The 6,996-nt window shown below is 40.1% G+C and carries 7 protein-coding genes; all 7 read left to right on the top strand.

Features of this window, described 5'->3' with window-relative positions:
- Positions 1-507, top strand: a 507-nt coding sequence (locus BV375_RS22040; protein ID WP_086764234.1) for a hypothetical protein, incomplete at its 5' end; no start/stop codon positions are given.
- 14 nt (positions 508-521) lie between these two features.
- Complete coding sequence (locus BV375_RS22035; RefSeq protein ID WP_086764232.1) at positions 522-914, top strand: hypothetical protein; 393 nt, start codon at positions 522-524, stop codon at positions 912-914.
- Positions 847-3,594 carry a hypothetical protein gene (locus BV375_RS22030; RefSeq protein ID WP_086764230.1) on the top strand — a complete coding sequence of 916 codons (2,748 nt, stop codon included), beginning with the start codon at positions 847-849 and terminating at the stop codon, positions 3,592-3,594. The genes BV375_RS22035 and BV375_RS22030 overlap by 68 nt, the downstream gene beginning before the upstream one ends.
- A gap of 58 nt (positions 3,595-3,652) precedes the next feature.
- Positions 3,653-4,444, top strand: a complete 792-nt coding sequence (locus tag BV375_RS22025) for a hypothetical protein (protein WP_086764228.1) — start codon at positions 3,653-3,655, stop codon at positions 4,442-4,444.
- 6 nt (positions 4,445-4,450) lie between these two features.
- Positions 4,451-5,512: a hypothetical protein gene (locus tag BV375_RS22020; RefSeq protein ID WP_086764226.1), complete on the top strand. Its 1,062-nt coding sequence runs from the start codon at positions 4,451-4,453 to the stop codon at positions 5,510-5,512.
- Positions 5,513-6,337 carry a hypothetical protein gene (locus BV375_RS22015; protein WP_086764224.1) on the top strand — a complete coding sequence of 275 codons (825 nt, stop codon included), beginning with the start codon at positions 5,513-5,515 and terminating at the stop codon, positions 6,335-6,337.
- 3 nt (positions 6,338-6,340) lie between these two features.
- Positions 6,341-6,996: hypothetical protein (locus BV375_RS22010; RefSeq protein WP_086764222.1), on the top strand; the 656-nt coding region annotated here is incomplete at its 3' end.

Below are 6,996 nucleotides of genomic sequence, written 5' to 3'. Positions count from 1 at the left end.
ATTGAAACAATACCAATGATGGTAGCGTGTGGAGTATTAGTGAGCGTGATCAGCCTAAAAAGCCCAGTGCTGCTATTTTGCCTATTAATGGGAAGCTTAATCGCAATCATAACCCAGAGAATTGGGCAGCAATTAGAGATACCAAAGCGAAAATTAATCATAGTGCAAATCATCGCCGTAGTGACACTGTTGAGCATATTCTGGCTAGACTACTTCGCCGCGCCAGCACAAGCACAATTCTTCAAAAAAGCGGAAGACTTCTTCCAAAACACACTCACATCGGGTTCAAACACCAACAGCAACACCCAAGCAGCCGTAGGATTAGTATTCAACGTTTTGCGGGCACTATACCTACTTTATATCGCAGTCGCCTTAATTGGAGTAGTCAACGCCGTGCGCAAAGACGAAGATTGGCAAAATATCGCCAGAACACCCTTATTAGTTGTGGTTGCAGTCACAATTGCGGATGTATTAACAGGGTTTGTCATTGGTAGCGGGAATAAATAATTGAGCGCTTTGTAATGACTACTGAACCAGACAAAGACTTTCGACCAGTCAATCAAATATTAGGCAGCCAACCATCACTAGGGCCATTACCAGCAGATCAAATCTTACCGTGGACAGTCATCGCCCTGTGCGCCTACTTCATCATCAACGGCATCTTTGGCGGACTGTTCGCAGACGAATTTAAAAAATGGTTATGGACAGTGCTAATAGCAGGTTGGGGAATGGCAACCTGGTGGATATTAACTGGTGGGAGAAGTTGGAGTTTCTTAAGTAAATTTATCGGTGTTCCTACATGGACAAGAGGCTTTGCGCGTTATCAAAGCTTGCTAATAGTAAATCATGAAGCAAAAAATCGGAAAACAAAGCATCGCTACCGCCGTCGGCAACACAAGGTTAACACCATTTGAAGACGCCTTACACTTAGCAACAATGCTGCGCGTCTCATTCAATAGACGTGATATCGGCGCGTATATTCTCACCAAAGGCACCCAAAAAGACAGATTTTGCTTTGTTTTTGGTTTTGATTGTCGTGGGATTCATAGCACCCTCAGAGCCGAAGAAATTGATACCATTTTTGACAACATAGAAGCCGGGTTAAAAGACATCCCTAGCGGTGAAAAAATGACACTGCATTTAGGGTCTTTTATTGACGACAAACAACGACAACAAGAACTAACAGCATTAGCGAAGAGTACGTCATCACGAGATATCAAATACTTGTTGATGGCAGAAAGAGCCAGAGCCAAAGAACTGACAAACTCCGGCATTCGGAAACCGAAATTTCTGCGGATTTATGTAACTTACACAGTCGAACCAAATGCCGCCAATGCCGATGATTTAATCGAGAAGCTATTAGCCAGAACCGAAACCTGGTGGTTGAAATTTAAAGGAGATATAGCTGAAGTAGAAAACCAGCGGCTAGAAACAGTAATTACCAACGCATATAAGCAAGGTTTTAGCCGTTGGGAACAACTTTTATCTAACAAAATGGGCTTAGATATTAAGCCATTAACAGCCACACAACTCTGGGGAGAAATTTGGCGAAGATTTAACGATACACCACCCATAGATATTCCCCAATTACTGACATTAGATGAAAATGGGCTACAAGAACAAGTTTATTCAGACCTAGCTAGTACCAAACTTTTAGTAGACAATATTCACAGTACAACTTTATTGATGGAGTCTGGTGTTCCTTGCGCAGACCGCCGTTGGGTGAATGTTAACAATCGCTATATTGGAGCGCTAACATTTCTAGAAAAACCCGGAGGTTGGGGAAATAAATCTTCGCAATTGCGCTATCTCTGGGAACTACTATCAAGAGAAACAGTAGTAGATACAGAGATTTTTTGTCAGCTAACTGCGGCAAATCCCGCGTTAGTAAAAACTACCTTACAACGAGTCTTGAAGCAGTCGAATATGACAGCAATCATGGCTCAAGAAAAGAGTCGAACAATTGATGTGAATGCGCAATTAAAATTAAAAAAATCGGTAGCTGCCCAAGAGCAATTGTATGAAGGAGCCGTACCGATATATACAAGTATAGCGATGTTTGTACATCGTTCCAGCGTTGAGCAATTAGATGAAGCCACAAGATATATCGAAAACTGTTTTCAACGTCCAGCCAAGGTAATTCGAGAAACAGAATATGCTTGGAAAATCTGGCTGCAATCTTTACCGATAGTCTGGGAAGGTTTATTAGTCACACCCTTTAATCGGCGACAGTTATATTTAACTAGTGAAGTTCCCGGATTAATGCCTTTGGTATTAACTAGAAAAGGTGATAGTCAAGGCTTTGAATTAATTGCCGCCGAAGGCGGTACACCTGTGCATTTGGATTTATTTACTCAACACAAAAATTTAGCACTATTTGCCACAACTCGAGCCGGAAAATCAGTGTTAGTATCAGGGATTTTAACTCAAGCATTAGCCCATAATATTCCAGTTGTCGCCTTAGATTTTCCCAAACCCGATGGCACATCTACCTTCACAGACTACACAGAGTTTATGGGGGAGAATGGCGCTTATTTTGATATTTCTAAACAATCGAATAACTTATTTGAACAGCCTGATTTGCGTCAGTTAAGTGCAGAAGAACAACGAGACCGGATGCTTGATTATACCGCCTTCTTGGAATCAGCGCTGATGACAATGGTATTGGGGTCATCCACAGAAAACCAACTCCTAGGGCAAACTGTACGCTCTTTAATTAACTTAGCACTAACAGCATTTTTTCGCGATCGCCATATCCAACAGCGCTATAGCGAAGCAATGGCTTGTGGTTTTGGTTCTCCAGCTTGGCAAAAAACCCCCACACTCAAAGATTTCTTAAATTTCTGTTCTGAAGAACATCTACAACTCGATTCAGTAAGTAGCAGAGTTGAAGATGCGTTGAGTCAAATTCAGCTACGCTTGCGGTTTTGGCTATCTAGCCGTGTAGGACAAGCAATTTCCGCACCATCAAGCTTTCGCACTGATGCCAAACTGTTAGTATTTGCACTGCGAAATTTATCTGATAGTGAAGATGCAGCTGTACTCTCCTTGAGTGCTTACTCCGCCGCCTTGCGTCGCGCACTTAGCAGTCCCGCCTCGATTTTCTTTATTGACGAAGCACCAATTCTGTTTGAATTTGAGCAAATCGCCAACTTGGTAGGTAGAATTTGTGCGAACGGTGCGAAAGCCGGAATTCGCGTCATTTTATCTGCACAAGACCCCGATACCATTGCCAAATCCAAAGCGGCATCGAAAATTTTGCAAAACCTTACCACCAGATTAATTGGACGCATTCAACCAGTAGCGGTAGATAGCTTTGTCGACATCTTGAAATATCCCAAGGAAATTATTGCACGTAATGCCACAGAAAGCTTCTTCCCGCGCAAAGAGGGTATTTATAGTCAATGGTTGCTAGATGATAACGGAACTTATACTTTCTGTCGCTATTATCCCGGTTACGAACAGCTGGCTGTAGTTGCTAATAATCCCCACGAACAATCTGCACGTCAACAAGCAATGCAACAACATCGTGATAAATATGAAGCAATTTCTGTATTTGCACGTCAATTAGTGGCTTCATTACGCGGAAGTTAATTATGCATAAAGCAGAAGGCACAAGGAAATATCATCAAGAATTTTAGGGAAGGAAATTATGCGAAAAACGCTGATTCTTACTTTAGGTTTAGGATTGCTGATAACAATGCCAGCAATGGCACAATTAGGCGAGGTTTTAGCTGATTTTCAATCCTATTCTGGAGACTTACAAAACTATCTTAAAAATAATTTGAGTGAAACTTTAAAGCCTGTAGAACTGCAATCTCAAAATGCACTCAATGAAGCTACAGGAGAATTAAATGTACCTAATCCAGTTGCGGCAGGTGAACGGCTGGGTGATGTGATTGTCCTCAATTCAATTTCAGATAAATTCGATAATAATTCGGTACTCAAGTCGACAACAGCTAATAATGAAATCAATCGGCTAATTACGCGCAGTTCGGTAGCGAGTGTTTTGGGAAAGAACGGACAAATTAGAACAAAAATTAAGTTACAAGCTACAAAAGAAACACTAGACAATATTGCTCAAATAGCGCAATCAGCTGACAATAGCCATCAAAATTTTCTCAATGATATTCAACAACAAATAGGTCAACTGAGTGCTAGTAGTATTCCGGGTTTAGGTGCGTTACTAAATACTGGTCAATCTGATTTACAACTCCAAAATATCAAAATTCAAAGTCAGCAATCTAAAATTGTCGGGGAAACATTAGCGCAAACAATGCAGACCAATCACTTTTTGCAATATTCTAATTTAAATTTGGCAAATATTTCTCAACAAATGGAAGAGAATAATCGTGCCAAGAGAGTAGATTCTTCAGCGGAAGCTGCGCGGCTTTTACGTACAACTTCGCAAATGGATTTGTTTGGGAGGAAGGAGAATAATTAACCGCCAATGCCAAGGTCAAATAATTTTTATATCCTCCAAATTCCTGCGGATACAGGCATCAACGATATTCTCGGGAATGGCGCGACAACTGCCAAAAGTATTGCCGAAAGTTGGGAGAATCAATGGCTAGAGTTATTACAGAAAAATCCCAGTGAAAATATATATGGTGCCTTAACAAATCTGGGAATATTTTTTGCAGTGGGAACTTTATTATTTTTCCTCCTCCAATGGTTGAAAGATGTTTTAGAAAGTGAATACTCTCGACCGATATCATCGATGATCTGGCCGTTTTTAGTGGTGATTCTGTTAACTAATTCTGGAGATGGCAGTATTCTTTCTAGCTTAACTTTTGGAGTACGCAACTTTATTAATTCTGTGAATCAGCAGGTAGTGACCACAGCAGATGCGAATTCCGTTTATCAGCAAGCGCTGAACATGAGTGTGGCAGAAGATGTAGCGGGTTCTTTACTACGTCCTTGTCAATCTTTGAGTGGTGAACAACAATCTCAATGCTTTGCTAAAGCGACGGCAAAAATTAATAACCTTTGGCAAGAATATAAAAATTTATATGGAAATAAAACCTGGATTGAACGGTTAGAAAATAAAGTAAATCAGATTAGTTATGGTACAGGAAATATTTCCGAAACTTCATTTAATGCTTTGTTAGGTTCGACAGTCCAAACTAGTATAAAAAACTTTTTAGTTTCATTACAATATGCTTTCCAAAATCTCATGGAGGCGACGATGTTACTGATAGCAGCTTTAGGACCGTTAGCGGTAGGTGGGTCTTTACTACCTGTAGCGGGTAAACCAATTTTTGCTTGGCTGACTGGGTTTATATCGGTAGGAATTGCCAAGATTTCATTCAATATTATTGCTGTTTTAACTGCCGCAGTCATAGTTAATGGTCCAGCACAAGATGTCAATGCCGATCCGGATTTAATGTGGTTCATGATTTTTTTGGGGATATTGGCACCAATTTTATCTTTATTAGTGGCGGCGGCTGGCGGATTTGCGGTTTTTAATGCGATTGGGAATACAGCTTCTTGGGTAAAACAGAGGGTGTAGATGGTAAGGTTATTAGAGAAGAAAAAACCTCAGGTTAGTCTGTTAACAACTTTTGCGATCTCGACATTTGGATTGCATCTATTAGTGTTGCTGTTTTTGATATTTCAAGGTTTGAATATTCGCCAGCTGAGTTTGCGAAAACAGCCGAATTTTGTGCAGATGGTTGATGGTCAAGCTGTTAGTTCTACTGATGATTTAGCGCGAGATCCAGAGATGATTCGCCAATTTGTTAGTAAAACGATGTCATCAATATTTAACTGGTCAGGAACAATACCACCACAAACTATTGAAGAGGTGAGTAAACCGAAACCAGACTTGGGAATATTAATTAAAACACCATCTGGTGGCAGTCAAAAAGTAACTACTAGTAGTTGGGTAGCTAGTTTTGGCTTTGCTGAAGATTTTCGTAAGGGTTTTATTAGCCAAATTGCGGATATGACACCAGCAGAAGTGTTCGCGAATAATCCCCAACAAATTATTTCTGGACAATTAATTATTAAACGGGTTTATCCACCAAAACAAATTGCACCTGGTAAATGGGAGGTGGGGATGGTGGCTGACTTGATTCAAAATAAACAAGCTGATGGCAAAAGATTGATTGTGCCTTTTAATAAAGATTTGTTGGTGCGTGCAATCGATTATTTTGATTATCCGCAAGCAGATCAAACCACGGTTTTACAAAAAGCGATTTATGCGGTGCGTGCTGAGAGATTGGAGATTTATGAAATGCGAAATTTATGTTTGTTAGATGCTTATGATAACTCGAGTGGTGCTAAATCTAATCAATGTTTGACTGAACAAAAATCTGGAAACTTTATCAGATAAATAATGCAACTACTTAAATCAGAAAATAAGAAAACGAGTATCTTACCACTGTTTGCAGTAGGTACATTAGGGTTACATGTGTTGACTTTGCTAGTATTGATGTTTCATTGGAATATCTTGCAGCAGTTAAATCAGCAAACTACATTGCAAAGTTTGGTACAACTGATTGATGGTCGTGCGATTACAGTCGACCCCCAGGAGAATTTAGCACGTTATCCAGAAACGATTCGGCGTTTTGTTGGTGAAACTATGACTTTGATGCTAACTTGGTCACAGCAACAACCGCCAAAGACTGTTTGGGATATTAGTTCCCAATTGGTAAGTGATGATTTTCAGCCAAAATTACAAGCAGAAATTAATAATTTAACTTCCCACAAACAATTAGATAATTTTAATAAATCAACTGAGCAGATATTGGTGATTCAGAGAATTTCTCAACCTACACAATTAGCTGAGGGTCGGTGGCGCTTGGAGATGGTTGCTCATCAATTGATTTTTAATGGCTCTGACCGACTTGGTGAGTCGATTCCTGTTAATAAATACATTTTTGTCCAAGCCACAGCTCAATCTCTAGCTTCTTTGCCTAATGCTCCCCTTCCTTTACATTTGGCTGCTCACCGCATTGCTGAAGCTCATCTGCAAATCTATAAAATTTGTGA

The organism is Nostoc sp. 106C (assembly GCF_002154725.1).
GTDB lineage: Bacteria > Cyanobacteriota > Cyanobacteriia > Cyanobacteriales > Nostocaceae > Aulosira.
The sequence above is the reverse complement of the archived record's forward strand: the minus strand, read 5'-3'. Positions and strand labels throughout refer to the sequence as shown.